This window comes from Dechloromonas denitrificans, assembly GCF_020510685.1.
Lineage (GTDB): Bacteria > Pseudomonadota > Gammaproteobacteria > Burkholderiales > Rhodocyclaceae > Azonexus > Azonexus denitrificans_A.
Genome location: NZ_CP075185.1, coordinates 3617037 through 3638114, shown reverse-complemented (window position 1 = coordinate 3638114; position 21078 = coordinate 3617037). Strand labels below are relative to the sequence as shown.

Annotated in this window: 19 protein-coding genes; 11 read left to right on the top strand and 8 right to left on the bottom strand. The window is 61.3% G+C overall.

The window, feature by feature from the left end:
- Window positions 1–12 precede the first annotated feature (12 nt).
- Window positions 13–1383, top strand: a complete 1371-nt coding sequence (locus KI611_RS17405) for a protein kinase domain-containing protein (protein WP_226416913.1) — start codon at window positions 13–15, stop codon at window positions 1381–1383.
- 44 nt (window positions 1384–1427) lie between these two features.
- On the opposite strand, the gene KI611_RS17400 is transcribed toward KI611_RS17405, so the two are convergent.
- The 5 genes from KI611_RS17400 to hrcA are packed head-to-tail and all read right to left on the bottom strand — an operon-like array spanning window position 1428 to window position 6815.
- Window positions 1428–3047 carry a methyl-accepting chemotaxis protein gene (locus KI611_RS17400; protein ID WP_226416912.1) on the bottom strand — a complete coding sequence of 540 codons (1620 nt, stop codon included), beginning with the start codon at window positions 3045–3047 and terminating at the stop codon, window positions 1428–1430.
- 32 nt (window positions 3048–3079) lie between these two features.
- The gene (locus tag KI611_RS17395) at window positions 3080–4132 is read right to left on the bottom strand and encodes a VCBS repeat-containing protein (protein ID WP_226416911.1); all 1053 of its coding nucleotides are present in this window, start codon (window positions 4130–4132) and stop codon (window positions 3080–3082) included.
- A 56-nt stretch (window positions 4133–4188) separates the two neighbouring features.
- Window positions 4189–4632 carry a thioredoxin TrxC gene (gene trxC / locus KI611_RS17390; RefSeq protein WP_226416910.1) on the bottom strand — a complete coding sequence of 148 codons (444 nt, stop codon included), beginning with the start codon at window positions 4630–4632 and terminating at the stop codon, window positions 4189–4191.
- A gap of 51 nt (window positions 4633–4683) precedes the next feature.
- Window positions 4684–5787, bottom strand: coding sequence for a ferrochelatase (gene hemH / locus KI611_RS17385; RefSeq protein ID WP_226416909.1), 1104 nt, complete (start codon window positions 5785–5787; stop codon window positions 4684–4686).
- 2 nt (window positions 5788–5789) lie between these two features.
- Window positions 5790–6815 carry a heat-inducible transcriptional repressor HrcA gene (hrcA, locus tag KI611_RS17380; protein ID WP_226416908.1) on the bottom strand — a complete coding sequence of 342 codons (1026 nt, stop codon included), beginning with the start codon at window positions 6813–6815 and terminating at the stop codon, window positions 5790–5792.
- 66 nt (window positions 6816–6881) lie between these two features.
- On the opposite strand from hrcA, the gene KI611_RS17375 reads away from it, so the two are divergent.
- Window positions 6882–7793, top strand: a complete 912-nt coding sequence (locus KI611_RS17375) for an NAD kinase (protein WP_226416907.1) — start codon at window positions 6882–6884, stop codon at window positions 7791–7793.
- Window positions 7793–9511 carry a DNA repair protein RecN gene (recN, locus tag KI611_RS17370; protein WP_226416906.1) on the top strand — a complete coding sequence of 573 codons (1719 nt, stop codon included), beginning with the start codon at window positions 7793–7795 and terminating at the stop codon, window positions 9509–9511. The genes KI611_RS17375 and recN overlap by 1 nt, the downstream gene beginning before the upstream one ends.
- 39 nt (window positions 9512–9550) lie before the next feature.
- Here the strand turns inward: recN and KI611_RS17365 are convergent, their stop codons facing one another.
- Together KI611_RS17365 and fur are read right to left on the bottom strand one after the other, a co-directional pair.
- Window positions 9551–10147, bottom strand: a complete 597-nt coding sequence (locus tag KI611_RS17365; RefSeq protein ID WP_226416905.1) for a TMEM165/GDT1 family protein — start codon at window positions 10145–10147, stop codon at window positions 9551–9553.
- A gap of 14 nt (window positions 10148–10161) precedes the next feature.
- Window positions 10162–10605: a ferric iron uptake transcriptional regulator gene (fur, locus tag KI611_RS17360; RefSeq protein ID WP_226416904.1), complete on the bottom strand. Its 444-nt coding sequence runs from the start codon at window positions 10603–10605 to the stop codon at window positions 10162–10164.
- Between the two features lie 94 nt (window positions 10606–10699).
- Between fur and KI611_RS17355 the strand changes: the two genes are divergently transcribed.
- From KI611_RS17355 to KI611_RS17325, 7 genes are all read left to right on the top strand, one after another.
- Window positions 10700–11182, top strand: coding sequence for an outer membrane protein assembly factor BamE (locus KI611_RS17355; RefSeq protein WP_226416903.1), 483 nt, complete (start codon window positions 10700–10702; stop codon window positions 11180–11182).
- Between the two features lie 3 nt (window positions 11183–11185).
- A complete protein-coding gene (gene dapB / locus KI611_RS17350; RefSeq protein WP_226416902.1) occupies window positions 11186–11992 on the top strand; it encodes a 4-hydroxy-tetrahydrodipicolinate reductase in 807 nt (268 codons plus the stop codon).
- 5 nt (window positions 11993–11997) lie between these two features.
- On the top strand, window positions 11998–14544 hold the full coding sequence (locus KI611_RS17345) for a response regulator (RefSeq protein ID WP_226416901.1): 2547 nt from the start codon (window positions 11998–12000) through the stop codon (window positions 14542–14544).
- A gap of 124 nt (window positions 14545–14668) precedes the next feature.
- Entirely contained in the window at window positions 14669–15817 is a 1149-nt protein-coding gene (gene carA / locus KI611_RS17340; RefSeq protein ID WP_226419942.1) for a glutamine-hydrolyzing carbamoyl-phosphate synthase small subunit, read from the top strand.
- Window positions 15818–15829: 12 nt separating this feature from the next.
- Entirely contained in the window at window positions 15830–19036 is a 3207-nt protein-coding gene (gene carB / locus KI611_RS17335) for a carbamoyl-phosphate synthase large subunit (protein ID WP_226416900.1), read from the top strand.
- A gap of 65 nt (window positions 19037–19101) precedes the next feature.
- Entirely contained in the window at window positions 19102–19578 is a 477-nt protein-coding gene (greA, locus tag KI611_RS17330; protein ID WP_226416899.1) for a transcription elongation factor GreA, read from the top strand.
- A gap of 6 nt (window positions 19579–19584) precedes the next feature.
- Window positions 19585–20046 carry a DUF4149 domain-containing protein gene (locus KI611_RS17325; protein WP_226416898.1) on the top strand — a complete coding sequence of 154 codons (462 nt, stop codon included), beginning with the start codon at window positions 19585–19587 and terminating at the stop codon, window positions 20044–20046.
- Here KI611_RS17325 and yhbY read toward each other — a convergent pair whose 3' ends face one another.
- Window positions 20047–20403, bottom strand: a complete 357-nt coding sequence (yhbY, locus tag KI611_RS17320) for a ribosome assembly RNA-binding protein YhbY (RefSeq protein WP_226416897.1) — start codon at window positions 20401–20403, stop codon at window positions 20047–20049.
- A gap of 31 nt (window positions 20404–20434) precedes the next feature.
- Between yhbY and rlmE the strand changes: the two genes are divergently transcribed.
- Window positions 20435–21052, top strand: a complete 618-nt coding sequence (gene rlmE / locus KI611_RS17315; protein WP_226416896.1) for a 23S rRNA (uridine(2552)-2'-O)-methyltransferase RlmE — start codon at window positions 20435–20437, stop codon at window positions 21050–21052.
- Window positions 21053–21078: the final 26 nt, after the last annotated feature.

Below are 21078 nucleotides of genomic sequence, written 5' to 3'. Positions count from 1 at the left end.
GCAGGGCGTTGCATGGATACGATTGGCAAATATCGCGTTGTCCGCGAACTGGGCAAGGGGGCGACTGCTACGGTCTACCTCTGCGATGACCCGGATTCCGAGCGCCAGGTAGCCGTCAAGGTGATCCGTTTCGGGCAGGATTCCGCAGCGATGTCGCGTCGTATGCGCAAGCTGTTCCAGAACGAGGGAATGGTTTCGCAGCGCCTCGACCATCCGAATATCGTCCATGTTTTCGATGCCGTGGTCGAGGACGAATTTGCCTACCTGGCGATGGAATACATCGACGGCTTCAGTCTCGAAGAGCACATCCGGATCGACAAGCTGCTGCCGATGCACCGGGTCATCGGCATCATCTTCAAGTGCTGCATGGCGCTCGACAGCGCCTATCGGCAGGGCATCATCCACCGCGACATCAAGCCGGCCAATATCATGGTCGCCGCCAACGACGAGGCGAAAATCGCCGATTTCGGCCTGGCCTTGAACATGAACAAGGATCTGGATCGCGACTCGACCTTCATCATGGGCGTCGGTTCGCCGGCCTACATGTCGCCCGAGCAGATCAAGGGCTACCCGCTCAATCAGAAGACCGATCTCTATTCATTGGGGGTCGTGATGTTCCAGCTGCTCACCGGCCGCCTGCCGTTCCGGGCCGCCAATCAGGCGACGCTGATCTACCGCATCATCAATACCGACGCGCCGGCGATCACGGCGCTCAACCCGAATCTGCCGGAAGGCCTCAATGCGATCATGCGGCGGGCGCTGGAAAAGGATTTGTACAGCCGTTACCGGAACGGCGCCGAGTTCGCCAAGGATCTTTCCGCCGTGCGCTACCAGATCCTCGAAGAGGACGAAACGGCGCAGGACACCAAGCATTTCGAAATGCTGCGCCGGCTCGATTTCTTCACCGAATTCGAAAATATCGAACTCTGGGAGGTTCTACGCGTTTCCGTCTGGCGCAATGTTTCGCCCAATGTGGCGATCATTTGCGAAGGCGAGCGCAATAAGATGTTTGGCATCATTCTCACCGGTTGCGTTGAAGTCTCGGTCGAGGGGCGGGCGCTCTGCCGTCTGGGGCCGAGCGAGCCGATCGGCGAGATGGCTTACCTGCACCCGGCCAGCGATCAGCGTCACGCCACGGTCGTCACGCTGGAGCCGACGCTGTTCCTCGAAATCAATGCCGCGGCATTGGCGCTCTCCTCCGAGGAATTGCTCGAGCGGATGCGCAACGTACTGCTGGCGAGGATGATCCGCCGTCTGCGCGAGGTGAACAAGATTGCCGCCGCCCTCGGCCAGCCGGCCATCCCAGCGGGTACCGGGTCGCTCAGCGGACTGACGCGCTCCCGGCCGGGCGGCGGTCTCGATCTGGAACTGACGCCGATGTGAAAACCGCCTCGTTAGAGGCGGTTTTATTTGGGCTGTGTCGTTTCCTACACCTTGAAACGGCCGACCATCGAGGCCAGTCCTTCGGCCAGTTGTTTCAGATCGTGCGCGGCCCCGGCGGTTTGTTCGACCGTACCGTTATTGTCGCGCGCCATGCCGGCAATCGCTTCGATGCTGGCTACGACATCGCCGGAAACGCGGCGTTGGTGATCGGTCGCCGTGGCGATACTGTCGAGACCGTGATCGACTTCGGTGACCGAACCGTTCGATGCCTGCAATACGCTGGAGACTTTGCCGACGGCCGACTGGCTGCTGGCCAGGTGGTCGAGGCTTTCTTCGATGCTGCGGCGGACGGCTACCGACTGGGCGCTCAGGTTGGCGGTGATGGTGTCGATCTCGCTGGCCGACCGTGAGGATTTCTCGGCCAGCTTGCGCACTTCGTCGGCGACCACGGCGAAGCCGCGGCCCTGTTCGCCGGCCCGCGCCGCTTCGATCGCGGCATTGAGCGCCAGCAGATTGGTCTGCTCGGCAATATCTTTGACCTCGCGGGTCATCTGCGTGATCGACTCGGTGTTGTGGACAAAGTCATTGACCGAGGAAGCCATTTCCTTGACCGCGCGTTCGACGACATTCATTTCGTCGAGCAACACGGTGAGCGTCTTGTTGCCTTCGTTGGCGCGTGCCAGACTTTCCTGCGACTGATGCTGAACGTGTTCGGCACTGCTGGCGATGGAGGAAATGCTGGCGACCAGTTGCTCGACCGCGCTGGCAGCTTCGTTGGATTGCTGATTTTGCAGGTGGGAACTTTGCGAGACGCGGTCGGCGCTGTCGGAAAGGTCGGCAACCCGGGCCGAGACCTGGCTGGCCGAGTCGCGCACCTGGCGGACCAACTGGTTGAAGTTCTCCATCATTTCGTTGAAGACGAGCGCCGACTGGCCAACTTCGTCCTTGCCGTTGACCGGCAGGCGGCGGGTCAGGTCACCTTCGCCACTGGCGATGTCACGCAGACCGCTGCGCAGTTGCTCGAGCGGTACCGTGACGAAGTGATTGGTCAGCAGGTAAATGATGACCAGCAATGCGCCGAGCGCACCGACGGCCACACCGGCGATTTTCAGGCGGAAGGCCGAGACTTCGGCTTCGACGGAGTCGAGCGAAACCTTCATGCTGACGATGCCGAGTACCGTGCCCTCGGGAACCTGGTGACAGAGCACGCAGTCCTTGCCGAGGTAGTTCTTCGAGGCCTTGGTCGGATTGATGACGTGCAGGAAGGAACTGCCGCCCGTCGACTCGACGGCGGTGTAAGCCTGGCCACTGGTCATGACCTGCTGTTCGAGCGGTTCGAGCGGCTTGGTGTCCTTGGTGTCCGGGCCGTAGAGCTTGACCACCGCGTCGCCGCGGGCGACCCGCAGGTCCTTGATGATCGACAACTGCTTGATCTGGTCGAGGAAAACCTCGCGCTGGCCGACGGTACCGGTGATCATCATGCCGGTCAGGCCGGCCATGGTCATTTCATGAATGCTCTTCGAAAAATCCTGTGCCTGACGAATGGCGGTGTCGCGGTTGACCTGTGTCGTCCAGACGATGGCCCCTATCCAGATGATGGCCAGTATCAGCCAGATGGCGGCGGTTAACCGTACCCAAATCTTCAAATCGGCAAAGCGCGGCATTTAATGTCCCCTTGTAACTGCCGCCGATTCTATTAGGCGGTCAGGTCTATTTGTTGGATTGTGCCAGCCGCGCCATCTTCCTGCAAAAAAATCCCGGATGTCCGGATCTGGCCGAGAAGTTCATTGGCATTAGTCTTCAGATCAAATGGCGTCGCGATGCGGCTTAGCGCGATGGCGCCGACTCCGGCCGCGGTGAGCGACTGGAGCTCGTCTTTGCCGCTGGCGTCGCGCGTCCAAACCTGCAGTTTGTTGAAAGCGGCATCGTTTTCATCGATCCAGCCGTTTTTGTCGTCGTCGAGTGCGGCCAGTTCGGCAAAGCCGTCGTTGGTCGCCGGCCCGAACAGTTCGCTGCCATTGTTGACCTTGCCGTCCTGGTTGCGATCGAAGGCGAGGAAGCCGCTGCCCGGCGCGACAAAGTTGATTTGCTCGTCGCGACCGTCGCTGTTCAGGTCGAAGGCAAAGCGCTGGTCGGTCAGCTGGGCTGCCGTGCCGGCAAAGTTGAGAACCAGTGGATCGGTCTTGCGTGCCGCGTCGCCGAGGCGAATGCTGACGTCGCTTTCTTCGTAATAGGCACGCGCCATCGAGAGTTCGAGCTGGAAGCTGATCTCCCGGCCATCCGCCGTCTTGACGGTGCCGCTCGCTGCAAAGCTGGTTTGTTCGGCTTCGGTGTACGACTCGTGGCGGTCGTGCTCGACCCCGAAACCGGCTGCGCTCGGTTGACTAGGAGTCGCTGCCTGGCTCGCTTCGCTGCCGACCCGGTCCATGCGCGCCTGCAACTCGGCCGCATCGAAGAGGTGGATTTTGTGGCCGAGCATTTTCTCGAGCATCGAGCGGATCAAGATCATCTTCGGATCATTGTCGACCGCGGCATCCTGCGCATCCTTGGTCGCTTCGGCCGATTGGGCGGCCTTGCCGGCTTCGGACAGGGTCACCGAGTCGAGTTGGGGGCGCCGTCCGGCGGCGCCATCCCCGGCAAAGTCCGGACGGCGCTGGCCGACCCACATTTTCAAAGACTCCTTGACCTCGTGGCGCTGCAGGCTGGTATGCGCTGAAGCCATTTGCAGGTTGGCGCTGGCGATTTTCATGGGGGCCTCCAAAGAACGTGTTTCGACACGTTGTTAACGGCCGGCCGCCCGGAAAGTTAAGTTTTGTAAAGGTGCGGCTCTATCCAGCGTTTCAGCGCGCCAAGGTCGAGTGCGCCGCTCTGCCGGGCGATTTCCCGCCCGCCCTTGAATATGGCCAGGGTGGGAATGCTGCGAATGTTGAAACGGGCAGCCAGTTGCTGCTCGTCTTCAGTGTTGAGCTTGGCCAGGCGGGCGCGGGGTTTGAGATCGACCGCGGCCTGATGGAAATTGGGCGCCATCATCCGGCACGGACCGCACCACGGAGCCCAGAAGTCGACGACGACCGGCAGATCGTTGCGCCCGATGTGGCGATCGAAGGTGGCAGCGTTCAGCTCCAGCGGCTCGCCGTCGAAGAGCGGTTGTTTGCATTGGCCGCAAGTCGGCTGCTGGCTCAAACGGGCGGCGGGAAGGCGGTTGACCGCTGCGCAATGCGGGCAGACGACGTGCAGGCTATCGCTCATGGCAGACTCCAAATATCAGATTGTTCTGATATTTGTCCGGCCGCCGATATTTCAAGTCCGGGCGCCGAACTTGATGGCTTCGCGGGCGCTGATTTCCTGGGCGTGCGGATCGACCGGCGTCTTTGTCGGCCAGCCGGCCAACTGGCGCTCGACCAGGTCGGCCAGCGCCTTGATCCACGCGTCGTCCTCGTTGAGCGCCGGGATGTAGTGATATTCCTTGCCGCCGGCGGCGACGAAGTCGGCGCGACCTTCGAGGGCGATTTCTTCGAGCGTTTCCAGGCAATCGGCGACAAAGCCCGGGCAGATCACATCGACGCGGCGGATCCCCTGCTGCCCCCATGCATGCAGCGTCGGGGCGGTGTAGGGCTGCAGCCACTCGGCCTTGCCGAAGCGCGACTGGAAGCAGATCTGGTATTGCTCGGGCCGCAGGCCAAGGCGTTCGGCGAGCAGGCGACCGGTCTTGTGGCATTCGCAGAAATACGGGTCGCCGAGTTCGAGGCTGCGCCGGGGCAGGCCGTGGAAACTGATGAGCAGGCGATCCTCGGCGCCGAGCGCGCCGCGCTCCTGCCAGTGTCGGCGGACCGATTTCTCGAGCGCCGCGAGGTAGCTTGCGTCGTCGTGGAAGTTGCGGACAAAGCGCATCTCCGGCTGGTTGCGCAACTGCCGCAGCCAGTCGCCGGCTTCGTCGATGACCGTGGCCGTGGTGCTCGCCGAGTATTGCGGATACATCGGGACGAGCAGGATGCGACTGGCGCCCTCGGCTTTCAGGTGGGCGAGGACGCTGCGTATCGACGGCGAGCCATAGCGCATCGCCGAAGTGACCGTCAGATGATGCCCTCGCTCGCCGAGAAAGCCTTTGAGCAGCTTGGCCTGGCGCTCGCTGTGGACGCGCAGCGGCGAGCCCTCCGGCAGCCAGACGCTGGCGTATTTGGCGGCAGATTTTTTCGGCCGGATGTTGAGGATGATGCCGTTCAGGATCAGCCACCAGATCGGCTTCGGAATCTCGACGACGCGCGGATCGGAAAGGAATTCCTTCAGATAGCGTTTGAGCGCCGGAGCGGTCGGCGCGTCCGGCGTGCCCAGATTGACCAGAACGACGGCGGTGGACGCGGCGGTGCCGTGCCGGTGGGGCGGTTCCGGAAGATAACGGGGCATGGTTATTCGTCTTTGTAGGAGAGGGCGCTGGAGAGCAGACGGGCGGTGATGTCGACAATCGGAATGACCCGTTCGTAAGCCATCCGGGTCGGCCCGATGACGCCGACCGAGCCGACGATCCGGCCGTCGACCGCATAAGGCGCGGTGATCACGCTGCACTCGTCGAGCGAGGCGATGCCCGATTCGCCGCCGATGAATATCTGCACGCCTTCGGCGCGGTTCGAGACATCGAGCAGGCGCATCAGGCTGGTGCGTTGCTCGAACAAGTCGAACAACTCGCGCAGCCGTTTCATGTTCGAGGACAGTTCCTCGACGTCGAGCAGGTTTCTTTCGCCGGAAATGACGTAGGGCATCGCATTCTCGGAAAGCGCGGCGTCGCCGGCTTCGAGCGCCTGGGCCATGAGCGGCTTGATGTCTTCGCGGAGTTGCTGGATTTCGGTGGTCAGGCGATGGCGGATCTGCTCGAAATCGAGGCCGGCGAAATTCTGCGTCAGGTAGTTGGCGGCGGTCACCAGCTCCGATGGCGAATAGGCTTTTTCGGTATTCAGGATGCGGTTCTGCACGTCGCCATCGGTGGTGACGATGATCAGCAGGATGCGCTTTTCCGACAGGCTGAGAAATTCGATCTGGCGGATGCGGCTGCTCGCCCGGTTAGGGGCAATCACGACGCCGGCGAAGTGGGTCAGGCTGGAGAGTAGTTGCGAGGCGCTGGCGATAATCTGGTTTGCCGGGCGACCCTGCAGCGCTTCTTCCATGACGCCCATCTGGCGGGCTTCCAGCGTCTGCACGGTAAGCAGGCTGTCCACGAACAGCCGGTAACCGCGGGCCGTTGGCACACGGCCGGCCGAGGTGTGGGGGCTGGCGACAAAGCCGGCTTCTTCGAGGTCGGCCATGACGTTGCGGATGGTGGCCGGCGACAGATCGAGGCCGGAAAACTTTGACAGGGCACGCGAACCGACCGGTTGACCATCCGCGATGTAATGTTCAACCAGCGCTTTGAGAAGGGTGCGTGAGCGTTCATCCAGCATGGCAGGGCATTGTACAAAAATCCACGGGCGGCGCGACAACGCATTTTTTATGCAAGAATTCAGGCCATGAAAAGAGGCTTCGCTTCCTACCGCTCGCCGCGGACCATTGCGCTGGTCGGCAAATACCATAGTCCGGAAATCGCCGAGTCGCTGCGCCGACTGGCCGAGTATCTGCATGAGCGCGGTATTTCGGTCTTCATCGAGCGGGAGACGGCGGAACATATCGGTCGTATCGTCGATCTGGCGCGCTGGGTGACCTGCGGCTTCAACGACATCGGCGCCCACGCCGATCTGGCCATCGTGCTCGGCGGCGACGGCACGATGCTCAACGCGGCGCGCCGTCTGGCCCGCTATTGCGTGCCGCTGGTCGGGGTCAATCAGGGGCGTCTGGGGTTCATGACCGATATTGCCCGCGACGACATGCTGACCTGCATGAACGATCTGCTCGACGGTCGCTTCAAGCCGGAAAATCGCATGCTGCTGGCCGCCGAGGTGATTCGCGACGGCAAGGAAATCGCCTCGAACATGGCGCTCAACGACGTGGTTGTCGACAAGGGCGCGATCGGCCGGATGATCGAATTCGAACTGTTCATCGACGGCGAGTTCATCTACAACCTGCGCTCGGACGGCCTGATCGTCTCGACACCGACCGGCTCGACCGCCTATTCGCTGTCCTCGGGCGGGCCGATCCTGCACCCGACGCTGACCGGCATCGCGCTGGTGCCGCTCTGCCCGCATGCCCTGAGCAACCGGCCGATCATCGTCAATGACAGCGCCGACATCGAACTGCGCATCGCCAATGCCGACGACCCACGGGTGCACTTCGACGGCCAGGTAACGCTCGATCTGGCGCGTGACGACTGCGTCCGCCTGCGGCGTTCCGAATACGCCATCTGTTTCCTGCACCCGCCCGGGTACAGTTATTTCACCATGTTGCGCCAGAAACTGCACTGGAGCGAACGGCCCAAAGGTCCCTGATGCTGCGCCACCTGACTATTCGCGATTTCGTCATTGTCGACCGCCTGGAACTCGAGTTTTCGGCGGGTTTTGGTGCCTTGACCGGAGAGACCGGGGCCGGCAAGTCGATCCTGATCGATGCGCTAGCCCTGACCCTCGGCGAGCGAGCCGACGCCGGCGTCGTCCGTTCCGGCTGCGACAAGGCGGAAGTCGCCGCGACCTTCGAAGTGACCGGCCTGCCGGAGGTCAAGGCATGGCTGTCGGCCAACGATATCGATGCTGATGATGAACTGCTGTTGCGCCGGGTCGTCGATGCCGGCGGACGCTCGCGGGCCTATATCAACGGGTCGCCGGCAACGGTTCAGCAATTGCGCGAGGTCGGCGAATGGCTGGTCGATATTCATGGCCAGCACGCCCATCAGTCGCTGCTCCGGGCCGATGCCCAGCGCACCTTGCTCGACGCCCACGCCGGGCTGACCGGGCAGGCCCGCGAGGTGGGCGTGGCTTTTCGCGCCTGGCGCGACGCCGAGCAATTGCTGCGGGCGGCCAGAGAAGGGGCCGATGCGCTGCTCCGCGAGCGCGAACAGCTCGAATGGCAGGTGCGCGAACTCGATAGCCTGGCTTTCTCGAGCGACGAGTGGGCAGGGTTGGAACTTGAGCATCGTCGCCTCGGGCATGCCGCCAGCCTGATCGATGGGGCGCAATTCGCCCTGGCCGTTCTGGCCGATAACGAGGCGGCCTGCGAGCGGCAGATCGATAGCGTTGCCTCACGGCTGGCATCGCTGGCCGAATACGATCCGGCCCTGCAGGAAGTGGCCGGACTGGTCCAGTCGGTGCAGGCCGAGTTGTCGGAGGCGGTATCGACACTGCGCCGCTACGCCGATCGTGCCGATCTCGATCCGTCACGTTTGCTTGAAATCGAGCGCCGGATCGAAGACGTGCTCGGTGCGGCGCGCAAGTTCAGGGTTCAGCCGGAAGCCTTGCCCGGTTTGCTGGAAAGCTGGCAGCAACGGCTCGCCGCACTGGACGCCTCGACCGATCTGGCGGCGCTTGACCTCCGGGTGGGGGCGGCACGTGAGGATTTTCTGGCGAAGGCCGCCGTGTTGTCGGCCGGGCGCCGGCAGACTGCCGCAGCGATGGGCGCTGCGGTCAGTGAGCTGATGCATCAGCTGGCGCTGTCGGCCGGGCGCTTCGAGGTGGCGCTGGTGCCAGTCGACAGCGGCGCCATCTACGGCATGGAGCAGGTCGAGTTCCGCATCGGCGGGCTGGCCGGAAATGAAGCCAAGCCGCTGGCCAAGGTTGCTTCGGGCGGCGAGTTGTCGCGGATCAGCCTGGCGATCCAGGTGCTGACCTCGCGTTCGGCCAGCGTGCCGACGCTGATTTTCGATGAGGTTGATGTCGGCATCGGCGGCGGCGTCGCCGAAATCGTCGGGCGTTTGTTGAACGAGCTGGGGTGCGAGCGCCAGGTGCTGTGCGTCACCCATCTGCCGCAGGTGGCGGCCCAGGCCGACTGGCAGTGGCAGGTCAGCAAGGCGACGCGCGATGGCGTGACGCTGAGTGCCATCCAGCCTCTTGACGACGATGGCCGGGTTCAGGAAATCGCGCGCATGCTGGGTGGCGTCGATATCACCGAGATTACGCTGCAGCACGCCAGCGAGTTGCTGCGCTCGAAGCATGCTTCAGTCGACGGGACGGCGCCGGGCAAAAAAGGCAAAAAGCCGGCGCTGCAGGCACGCTAGGTAAAGTCGACGGTTCAGGAGCGGCTCGGCCGCTCCTCTCTAAAACAGTCGGGAAATGGCGTAGATGGCGAGCGCCAGGAAAAACACGCCGCTGATGCGGTGGATCCAGACCAGCGGCAGCTTGTGCAGGAATTTCCGGCCGGCCAGAACACCGAGGATCGAGGTGCAGGCCAGGGCCAGCGTCGCGCCGGTCCACACCGCGTTGGCTTCGCTGGTGCTGCCCAGGCCGGCGACGGCGATTTGTGTCTTGTCGCCGAACTCGGCCAGGAAAATGAGCAGGAAAGTGGTGGCGAACACGCCGTGCCCGGGCTTTTCCTCGACATCCTCGTCTTCATCCTCGTCCCGGTAGCGCAGCGCGCTGATCCCGAAAACGGTGAACAGTACGGCGACAGCGACCGTTACCACCCATTCGGGCAGCCAGGCGGCAACCGCTGCGCCGAACAGCACGGCGAGCGCATTCAAAAAGGCAAAAGCGGCCACGGCGCCGAGTATCACCGGCAGACCGCGATGGCGGGCGGCCAGTGTCATGCAGACCAGCTGGCTCTTGTCGCCAAATTCGGCGAGCGCGATCAGCAAAAAAGTGGTACCAGCCGAGGATAGCCAAGCCCCCAGCGCGGCAGACGAAAACGTAGTCATCGGGAATCAGCGCTTCAGATTTTGTCGACCGGCTTGCTGCGGTGCGGGCATTCGGTCTTGATGCAATGGGCGTAGAGGTAGAGCGCGTGGTCCTGGATGGCGAAGCCGCGCGTTTCGGCAACGGCGTTCTGGCGCTTCTCGATTTCCGGATCGTAAAACTCCTCGACCCGCCCGCAATCGACACAGACGATGTGATCGTGATGCTTGCCGTGATTGATTTCGAAGACCGCCTTGCCCGATTCGAAGAAGTGACGTTCGAGCAGGCCGGCCTGCTCGAACTGGGTCAGCACCCGATAGACCGTGGCCAAGCCGATATCCATGTTTTCCGCGATGAGCATGCGATAGACGTCTTCAGCCGTCATGTGCCGAAGGGTGCTTTTCTCGAAAAGCTCAAGAATTTTCAGGCGCGGAAAGGTGGCTTTCAGGCCCATATTCTTGAGACTTTGGGGGTCGCTCATCGTGATAATTCCATGGGTGTGTGGCGCAGGCCGATTGGGGATTTCGGGTATGATATACCGCTTCAAAGTCGTTTGAGAAACTCCGGAATCCCGCATGCCCCGTACCCGCCTATTGTTTTGTGCCGCGTTTTGCGCCTTGCTGGCTGCTTGTTCCTACAAGCCGAGCTTCATTAACGAGTACAAGATCGACGTCCAGCAGGGCAACGTTCTGAATCAGGAAATGGTCGCCCAGCTCAAGCCCGGCCAGACGCGCGACCAGGTGCGATTTGTGCTCGGCACGCCGCTGATTACCGATATTTTTCACCAGCAGCGCTGGGACTATGTTTATCGCTATCGGGACGGTCGGACCGGCAACGTCGAATCCCGCAAGTTTGCCGTTTTCTTCGATGCCGACGGGCGTCTGGAACGGGTCGGCGGCGATGTCGCGGTGGCCGATGTGGCCGATTTGACGACCCCCGCAGTGACGAGCCGGCTGGTCGATCTTGGGTCAATGACCGGAGAAGCCGCCGACAAGCCGTTGCCGCCGCGTGAAGAGCCGAGTTATTTCCGCCGTTTGATGGATAGTCTGGGGTTTTAAGCAATGAGTGCAACGCGTATTGGCATTGTCGGAGCCGGTGGCCGGATGGGCCGCATGTTGATCGAAGCAACCCTGAAGGATGAGCAGGTCGTGCTCGGTGCGGTATTCGATCAGCCGGGCAGCCCGATGGTCGGCCGGAGTGCCGGCGAACTGGTCGGGATGGACTGCAATGTCCTGGTTACCGACGATGTGGCGGCCGGCCTGAAGGAAGTCGACTGTCTGATCGACTTTACGCGGCCGCAAGGTACGCTGGTGCATCTCGAACTTTGCCGTCAGGCGGGGGTCGGCATCATTATCGGGACGACCGGCTTCGAGCCTGAAGGCAAGGAAGCGATCGCTGCGGCGGCCCGGGAAATTCCCGTCGTTTTCGCCCCGAATATGGCGGTTGGCGTCAATCTGGTATTCAAGCTGCTCGATACGGCGGCCCGCATCCTCAACCAGGGGTACGACATCGAAATCGTCGAGGCGCACCATCGAATGAAGATCGATGCGCCGTCGGGGACCGCCTTGCGCATGGGCGAAGTGCTGGCCAGTGCGCTGGAGCGCGATCTGAAGGATTGTGCCGTCTACGGTCGTGAAGGGGTGACTGGCGAGCGCGATCCCTCGACCATCGGCTTCGCCACGGTGCGTGGCGGCGATATCGTCGGTGACCATACGGTGATGTTCTGCGGTCTCGGCGAACGTGTCGAAGTAACCCACAAGGCCAGCAGCCGCCTGCCCTATGCCCAAGGCAGCCTGCGGGCCGCCCGTTTCATCGCCGGTCGTCAGAGCGGTCTGTTCGACATGCAGGATGTTCTCGGCTTGCGCTAGAGGCCATGAAATCACGGCTGTTGGCTCGTCAGCTTCAGGAAATCTTCGGTGGTGAGGGCGAGCCGCAGCTAAGGCAGTTGATCGAGGGGGCGCGTGCCGCCCAGCAGCACGGGTTGGCCCAAGGGCTGAGCAAATTGCTCGAGCAGGTCGACTCGGCATATGGCGCTTACGCCGGGCTGAGCAACTGGCAAGGCATGCTTTCCGGCGACGCATTGACCGACTGGAATCTGCGCAGCGGCAATATAGAGTCGGGGCGCCAGTGGAAAGGCATGCTCGGTTATGGTGCCGATGAGCTCGACAACTCGATTGCTCAATGGCAGCGCCTGATCCATCCCGATGACCTGCGTCCGTTGCAGGCCAGAATGACCGCCCAGGCGCAGAGCCAGGAACGCTATTTTCAGGCCGAGTGCCGCTTGAAGGCGCGCGACGGTCAGTGGCGCTGGTTCATGTTGCGCGGGGCGGTCGCGGCCCGTGATGCCGATGGTGAGCCGGCGCGGATGCTGGTCTTGCAGCGCGACATCAGCGATGTCAAAGCGGCCGAAGCGGCGCTCATTGCCGCCAAGGAGTCGGCCGAAGCCGCCAATACGGCGCGCGGTGCTTTTCTGGCCAATATGAGCCATGAAATACGGACGCCGATGAACGGCATCATCGGCATGACCGAGCTGGCCCTGGATACGCAGCTTGACGCCGAGCAGCGGCATTATCTGAAGACCGTCAAGTCCTCGGCCGAAGCGCTGCTGACCATCGTCAATGACATTCTCGACTTTTCCAAGATCGAGGCCGGCAAGGTGCGGTTCGAGTCGCTCGCCTTTTCGATTCACGATACGGTCCTCGAAGCCTTGCGGGTGCTCGCCGTCAGCGCACACAAGAAGGGGCTGGAACTGATCGCCGACGTGCGGCCGGATGTGCCGGGCCGGGTAGTCGGCGATCCGACGCGCCTGCGTCAGGTGATCATCAATCTGGTCGGCAATGCCATCAAGTTTACCGAGCACGGCGAGGTGGCGCTGGTGGTGAGCATCGATCAGGCGACCGAGGGGTCCCTTTTTCTGCGCTTCGCGATCCGCGATACCGGGATCGGCGTGCCGCTGGATAAGCAACAGGCTATTTTCGAGGCTTTTTCCCAGGCCGATGTGTCTACCACGCGCCGTTTCGGCGGCACCGGCCTTGGTTTGGCAATCTGTGCCCGCCTGGTTCAGCTGATGGATGGTCGTATCTGGCTCGAAAGCACGCCTGGCGTCGGCTCGACCTTTTCCTTCACGGTCCGTTTCAGTGCCGATGCCGAGACGCGACCGCCGGCGGTGTTGCCGTCCGCCTATCAGGGCCGGCGCGCCGTGGTCGTCGATGACAACGCGGCGGCCGGACGCTGTCTTGTCGAACAGCTTGAGCGCCTGGGCGTGCAGGTGTCGCTGGTGGCCGACGGTGCTGCGGCGATCGCGGCGATCGAGCGAACCCGTGTCGTCGACTTTCCGTACGACTATATTTTTGCCGACGCCAATATGGATGCGCCGGCCGGTTTCGCGCTGGTCGAGCACTGGCGAAATGCCGGACGGAGCGAGCGCTTGCTGGTCATGCTGACGACGGAAAATCAGCGTCTTGATCTGGCACGTCTGCGCCAGCTCGAAGTCTCGGCGCATCTCGTCAAACCGATCGGGGCGGGCGATCTGGCTGATGCCATGGCCTTGGCCGAGGGCCGCGGCCAGCTCACCCTGGATGAGGTTTCCCTCGATCTGGGCCTGATTTCAGCGGGCTCGGCGCCGATTCTCGAGATCCTGCTGGTCGAGGATAATCCGGTCAATCAGGAGCTTGCCCTGCGTTTGCTAGAGCGCCAGTCGCACAATGTCGTGCTCGCCAACAACGGGGCGGAAGCGCTGGAGCTGTTCGACAGCAAGCATTTCGATGTCATCCTGATGGATATGCAGATGCCGGTGATGGGCGGCATTGAAGCAACCGAAGCAATCCGCTCGCGGGAAATGCGACGCAGTTGGGTCTCTTCCCATGAGTATCGCCCGGCCTACATCGTCGCGATGACGGCCAATGTCATGGCCAGTGACCGGGACCGCTGCCTGGAAGCCGGGATGAATGATTTCGTCGCCAAGCCGTTGCGCGCGGGCGAACTCGTTGCGGCGCTGGCCCGGGCGAGCGGTCAGTCGGTAGCTGGCGAACGTCCGGAATACGTCGCTGCGCCGGCGAGAGCGGCGGTGCATCTTGATCTGAAGGCAGCGCTTCACGATATCGGCGATCTCGATCTGTTCTCGACGATGGCCGGTATGTTGCTCGCCGAGTGGGACGAACACCTGGGGCAGGTGGACACGGCGCTGCAGGCTGGCGATCCGCAAGAGCTGCGGATGCACGCGCATACGCTGAAGAGCCTGCTGGCGATGTTTCATGCCGAGTACGCCAGGCGCCAGGCGATGGAAATCGAACAGGCCGCGATGTCCCTGGAGAGTGTCGACTGGGCGCGTTGTCGGCGAATCTATGGCGAACTTGTCGCGGAGATGAATCAGATTCGCCCGGCGCTCGAACACTTTGTCGAGACTCGTCTAGTCCCTTGAATTTGCCTGAAAAGGCTATTTTCGGCTAAAATAGAAAGGTTAAAAAGCACAAGCGGGGGGGCGCAAGCCTCCCCGCTTGGCACATGAATAATTAGAAATTTTAGGAGAGCCGGTCGTGTCGTTGCTGCCCTCATTTACACCCGCCATTCTCGCCCTCGCCGACGGAACGCTATTCAAGGGTGAATCAATCGGCGCAGATGGTGTTACCAGCGGCGAGGTGGTTTTCAATACTGCCATGTCCGGTTATCAGGAAATTCTCACCGATCCTTCCTATTGCCGCCAGATCGTCACGCTGACTTACCCGCATATCGGCAACACCGGTTGCAATGCGGAAGACTTTGAATCCACTGCCAATCACGCTGCCGGACTGGTGATTCGCGACCTGCCGCCGCGGGCTTCCAACTGGCGCATGCAGGACGATCTGTCGTCCTATCTCAAAAAGCACGGCATCGTGGCCATTGCCGGCATCGATACGCGCAAATTGACCCGTATCCTGCGGGAAAAAGGCGCCCAGGCGGGCTGTGTGCTGGCCGGCGAAGTCGATGAGGCCAAGGCGCTGGCTGCGGCCAGGGCTTTTCCTGGGTTGGCCGGTATGGATCTGGCCAAGGTGGTTTCCGCCAAGGATGGCTACCCGTGGCGCGAAGGCGAGTGGACGCTGAACGGCTACCAGGCCGGACCGGAAGCCCGCTTCCACGTCGTCGCCTACGATTTTGGCGTCAAGACCAACATCCTGCGCATGCTCGCCCAGCGCGGCTGCAAGCTGACCGTCGTCCCGGCGCAAACGCCGGCGGCCGACGTGCTCGCGCTGAAGCCGGATGGCGTCTTCCTGTCCAACGGCCCCGGCGATCCGGAACCATGCGACTACGCTATCGCGGCGATTCGCGAATTCCTTGAGCGGGGCGTGCCGACCTTCGGTATCTGCCTCGGTCACCAGTTGCTGGCACTGGCCTCCGGCGCCAAGACGCTGAAAATGAAATTCGGTCACCACGGGGCCAATCATCCGGTCAAGGATCTGGATAGCGGGCAGGTTTTGATTACCAGCCAGAACCACGGTTTTGCCGTCGATAAGGATACGCTGCCGAACAATCTGCGGGTCACTCATGTCTCGTTGTTCGATGGCTCGCTGCAGGGCATTGCCCGCACCGACGTCCCGGCCTTCTCCTTCCAGGGGCACCCGGAAGGCAGTCCCGGTCCGCACGATGTGGCCTACCTGTTCGACCGCTTCCTTGATCTCATGACGCGTGGCGTGGCTGCGCTGCAACCGGCGAAATAAGCGAGAAACAATATGCCGAAACGTACAGATATAAAGAGTGTTTTGATTATTGGCGCCGGCCCGATCATCATCGGTCAGGCCTGCGAATTCGACTACTCCGGCGCCCAGGCCTGCAAGGCCCTGCGCGAAGAGGGTTACAAGGTCATCCTGGTTAACTCCAACCCGGCGACCATCATGACCGACCCGGAAATGGCCGATGTCACCTACATCGAGCCGATCACCTGGCAGGTCGTCGCCAAGATCATCGAAAAGGAACGTCCGGACGCGCTGCTGCCGACCATGGGTGGGCAGACGGCACTGAACTGCGCGCTCGATCTTGACCGCGAAGGCGTACTCGAAAAATTCGGCGTCGAACTGATTGGCGCTTCCAAGGACGCGATTGACAAGGCCGAGGATCGCCAGAAGTTCAAGGATGCGATGACCAAGATTGGTCTTGGTTCCGCGCGTTCGGCGACGGCGCACAGCATGGAAGAGGCTTATCAGGTGCAGGCGGCCATCGGCTTCCCGACCATCATTCGTCCGTCCTTCACGCTGGGTGGGACCGGGGGCGGCATCGCCTATAACACCGAAGAGTTCGAGACCATCTGCAAGCGCGGCCTCGAAGCCTCGCCGACGCACGAGCTGCTGATCGAAGAGTCGCTGCTTGGCTGGAAGGAATACGAGATGGAAGTGGTCCGCGACAAGGCGGACAACTGCATCATCATCTGTTCCATCGAAAACCTCGATCCGATGGGTGTGCACACCGGCGACTCGATCACCGTCGCGCCGGCCCAGACGCTGACCGACAAGGAATACCAGATCCTGCGCAATGCCTCGATCGCTGTGCTGCGCGAGATTGGCGTCGATACCGGCGGTTCCAACGTGCAGTTCTCGATCAACCCGGTTGATGGCCGGATGATCGTCATCGAGATGAACCCGCGCGTCTCGCGCTCTTCGGCGCTGGCCTCCAAGGCGACCGGCTTCCCGATCGCCAAGATCGCCGCCAAGCTGGCCATCGGCTACACGCTCGACGAACTGGCCAACGAGATTACCGGCGGCAAGACGCCGGCCTCGTTCGAGCCGTCGATCGATTACGTCGTCACCAAGGTGCCGCGTTTCGCCTTCGAGAAATTCCCGCAGGCTGATTCGACGCTGACCACGCAGATGAAGTCGGTCGGCGAAGTGATGGCCATCGGCCGCACTTTCCAGGAATCGCTGCAAAAAGCCTTGCGTGGCCTGGAAGTCGGGGTGGACGGTTTCAATCTGAAATCGGTCGATCCGGAAACCATCGACGAGCAGTTGGCCCGGCCGACGCCGGATCGCCTGTGGTACGTCGCCGATGCTTTCGGTGTCGGGATGTCGGTCGAGAAGGTTTTCGACCTGACCAAGATCGACCCGTGGTTCCTGGTGCAGATCAAGGAACTCGTTGATCTCGAGCTGGAAATCGAAAAACGCGAATTTTCGTCCCTGACCGCCGAAGAGCTGCGCTACCTGAAGCGCAAGGGCTTTGCCGACCGCCGTCTGGCGCATTTGACCAAGACCAGCGAAACGGCCGTGCGTGAGCGCCGTCATGCGCTGGGTGTCCGTCCGGTGTACAAGCGGGTCGATACCTGCGCCGCCGAATTCGCCACCGGTACCGCCTACATGTATTCGACCTACGAGGACGAGTGCGAGGCCTATCCGACCGACAAGAAGAAGATTATGGTGCTGGGCGGCGGTCCGAACCGCATCGGCCAAGGCATCGAGTTCGACTATTGCTGCGTGCATGCCGCGATGGCGATGCGCGAAGACGGTTACGAGACCATCATGGTCAACTGCAATCCGGAAACCGTTTCGACCGATTACGATACCTCCGACCGCCTCTACTTCGAGCCACTGACACTGGAAGACGTGCTGGAAATCGTCGCCATCGAAAAACCGGTCGGCGTCATCGTCCAGTACGGCGGTCAGACGCCGCTCAAGCTCGCGCTGGCGCTCGAAGCCAATGGCGTGCCGATCATCGGTACTTCGCCCGAATCGATTGACGTTGCCGAAGATCGCGAACGTTTCCAGAAGCTGCTGCACGAACTCGGTCTGAAGCAGCCGCCCAATCGCACCGCGCGTACCGAAGAAGATGCGCTGCGTCTGGCGGTCGAGATCGGTTACCCGCTGGTCGTCCGCCCCTCTTACGTGCTGGGCGGCCGGGCCATGGAAATCGTTCATGAGCAGAAGGATCTTGAGCGCTACATGCGTGAAGCGGTCAAGGTTTCTCACGATTCGCCGGTGCTGCTCGACCGCTTCCTGAATGATGCTGTCGAATGTGACGTCGATGCCTTGTCGGACGGTGACGAAGTCATCATCGGCGGCGTCATGGAGCACATCGAACAGGCCGGTGTGCATTCCGGCGACTCGGCTTGCTCGCTGCCGCCGTATTCGCTGGGCGCCGACGTCCAGGCTGAATTGCGCCGGCAGACCAAGTTGATGGCCAAGGCGCTGAATGTCTGTGGCCTGATGAACGTCCAGTTCGCCATCAAGGATGAAACGGTCTATGTGCTGGAAGTCAATCCGCGGGCTTCGCGGACGGTGCCGTTCGTCTCCAAGGCAACCGGCCTGCAGCTGGCCAAGATTGCCGCGCGCTGTATGGCCGGGCGCAGTCTGAAGGACCAGGGCATCACCAAGGAAGTCATTCCGCCGTATTTCTCGGTCAAGGAAGCGGTCTTCCCCTTCGTCAAGTTCCCGGGCGTCGATACCATTCTCGGGCCGGAAATGAAGTCGACCGGGGAAGTCATGGGGGTCGGCACCACTTTCGCCGAAGCTTTCGTCAAGTCGCAACTGGCGGCCAGCGTCAAGCTGCCGTCATCCGGCCGGGCTTTCCTGTCGGTCAAGGACAGCGACAAGGTCAAGGCGGTCGAGGTTGCGCGGCATCTGCACGAAGCCGGATTCCATCTGGTGGCGACGCGCGGTACGGCGCAGGCCATCGCCGCTGCCGGCCTGCCGGTGCAGCCGGTAAACAAGGTGACCGAAGGTCGTCCGCATATCGTCGACATGATCAAGAACAATGAAATTTCCCTGATCATCAACACGGTGGAAGAAAAGCGTCTGGCCATCAACGATTCGCGCTCCATCCGCACCTCCGGCCTGCAGGCCAGGGTGACGATGTATACGACGATTTGGGGAGCCGAAGCCGCTGCTGAAGGTATCCGTAATCGGGGCGAGTTGCTGGTATATTCGATTCAGTCGCTGCACGAGCAACTTCACTAAATACAACCTGAGCCGCCGGGCTGCCCTGCATGGGCGCCGGCGGTTTGCTTTTGCTGGAAGAAAAGATGAGTAAAGTTCCGCTGACCGTAGCCGGTGCCGAGAAACTTCGGGAAGAACTGCATCGCCTGAAAACGGTAGAACGTCCGAGCGTCATTGCCGCGATTGCCGAGGCGCGCTCCCATGGTGACCTTTCGGAAAATGCCGAGTATGACGCGGCCAAGGAGCGTCAGGGCTTCGTCGAAGGACGCATTCAGGAGGTCGAAGGCAAGTTGTCGAATGCCCAGATCATTGATCCCAAGCTCCTTGATGCCGACGGTCGTTGTGTCTTCGCGGCCACTGTCGACATCGAAGACCAGGATACTGGTGATGCCGTGACCTATCAGATCGTCGGTGAAGACGAGGCCAATATCAAGAACGGCAAGCTGTCGATCGCCTCGCCGATGGCCCGGGCGTTGATTGGCAAGTACGTCGGCGATATCGCCCAGGTGCAGGCGCCAGGCGGCATCCGCGAATTTGAAATCATCGATATTCGCTACGAATAAAGGTCAATGCGCCAACTATCCGATGCTCTCTACCTGACTGCCATAACCCTTTGGGTTGGCGGCCTGTGGGCGATCGGTTACATGGCTGCGCCGGTCCTCTTCGTCAGCCTCGGTGATCGTCAACTGGCCGGGATGGTTGCCGGCAAGTTGTTTGCGCTGATCGCCTGGGGCGGGCTTGGCAGTGCTGCCTATTTGCTGGTTTTTCTGCTGCTCCGTTGGGGCAGCGGGTTCTTCAGGCGCTCGGTGTTTTGGTTGGTGTTACTTATGGCTCTGCTTGCTGCCGCCAGCCTGTTTGGCATTCAACCGTTGATGGCGCAATTGAAGGCCGATGCGCTGCCTCGGGAGGTGATGGAAAGCGTCCTGCGCGATCGTTTTGCAACGTGGCATGGCGTTTCCAGCATTCTCTATATGGTGCAGAGTCTGCTGGGCTTGTGGCTGGTCATTTGGGCCAATAGAGGGCTGAAGTAATCAGCCCTGGTAGCTGCGCTTCGATTTGCGCGGTTCGCTAGCCGGCCGGCGACGTGGTTGTGGCGCTTTGGCCGGAGCAGCTGCGGTTGCTGTCGGGCGGTAAACGACGAGAAGTTTGCCGATCTGTTGCACGGGGGCCGCACCGGTTTCAGCACAGATTTTTTCAAGATAGGTCGCGCGATTTTCACGGCTGTCGCCATAAACGCGGATCTTGATCAGGCCGTGAGCGGTAAGGTTGACTTCGATTTCCTTCAGAACGCCTTCGGTGAGGCCGTTCTCGGCAATTGAGACAACAGGATTCAAATTGTGGGCGCGGGCGCGTAGTTCGCGGCGCTCGTCGGACGATAATTGCAGCATAGTAAACCTTTCAAAAACGGCATTTTACCGAATGAAGAGAACCAGAACCAGTAAAGCTTGGATGCGGGAACATGTAAATGATCCGTATGTGCAGCTCGCCAAGAAAGATGGCTGGCGTTCGCGCGCCGCTTTCAAACTGATGGAGATCGACGACAAGGACAAACTGCTCCGCCGTGGCGAGGTTGTCGTCGACCTTGGTGCAACGCCCGGTGGCTGGTCGCAGATCGCGGCCAAGCGGGTCGGCGACGGTGGCATGGTGATTGCGCTCGATCTGCTTGAGATGGATCCGATCCATAACGTCGACTTTATTCAGGGCGATTTTCGCGAAGACGATGTTCTGAAAAAGCTGGAAGAAAAACTCAACGGGCGGCATGTCGGTCTTGTAATGTCGGACATGGCCCCCAATATGTCAGGGGTGCCACTTGTTGATCAGGCCCGCATCATGTATCTGGCGGAACTGGGGCTGGAATTTTCCAAGGCGCATCTGAAACCGGAAGGTGCTTTTCTGGTCAAAGTATTTCAGGGAGCGGATTACGAGACTTTTCTCCGCTCGATGCGCGAGGTGTTCAAGACAGTCGTCGTGCGCAAGCCGGATGCCTCCCGGGATCGCAGCGCCGAGCTTTATTTGCTCGGTCGCGTGTTACGTTGATAGTTGTGTATAAAATGGCGTTTTTA